Origin of the sequence: Ensifer sp. LC163, assembly GCF_001695855.1 — a bacterium.
Lineage (GTDB): Bacteria > Pseudomonadota > Alphaproteobacteria > Rhizobiales > Rhizobiaceae > Ensifer.
Genome location: NZ_MBSS01000053.1, coordinates 1 through 799 on the forward strand (window position 1 = coordinate 1; position 799 = coordinate 799).

Genomic DNA, 799 nt, shown 5'->3' on the forward strand with positions numbered 1-799 from the left:
ACGCCAACTTCCGCGACACGATGCGCCGCTTCGACGCGCTGAAGGACAGCGGCCTTACCTTCATCGGCATGGGCGTTTCCGGCGGTGAAGAGGGCGCGCGCCATGGCCCGTCGATCATGGTCGGCGGCACGGAAGACTCCTACAGGCGCGTCGAGACGGTGCTGACCTCGATCGCCGCGAAATACGACAACGACCCGTGCGTCGCCTGGCTCGGCGAAAACGGCGCCGGCCACTTCGTCAAGACGATCCACAACGGCATCGAATATGCCGACATGCAGATGATCGCCGAGATCTACGGCATCCTGCGCGACGGCCTGAAGATGACGGCGGGCGAGATCGGCGACGTGTTCGGCGCCTGGAACAGGGGCCGCCTCAACTCCTACCTGATCGAGATCACCGAGAAGGTGCTGAAGGCCGCCGACCCGCTGACCGGCCAGCCGATCGTCGACCTGATCCTCGACAAGGCCGGCCAGAAGGGCACCGGCAAGTGGTCGGTGATCGAAGCGCAGAACATGGGCGTTCCGGCGACCGCGATCGAAGCGGCCGTTGCCGCCCGCAGCATCTCGTCGGCGAAGGACGAGCGCGAAGCCGCCGAGAAGATCCTTGGCCTGCCCGATGTCGGCGCGTTCACGGTCGCCGACAGGGCCGCCTTCATCAGGGACCTGGAAAACGCGCTGCTGGCCGCCAAGATCGGCGCCTATGCGCAGGGCTTCGCCGTCATGTCCGCCGCCTCGAAGGAATTCAACTGGTCGCTGCCGATGCCGACGATTGCCAAGATCTGGCGCGCCGGCTGCATCAT

At 65.8% G+C, this 799-nt stretch carries 1 protein-coding gene; it reads left to right on the plus strand.

Translation table 11 applies throughout. The annotated features are described in order from the left end of the window. Positions 1 to 799 (plus strand): NAD(P)-binding domain-containing protein (locus BC360_RS26355; RefSeq protein ID WP_244512923.1); only part of this gene is annotated, 799 nt, incomplete at both ends.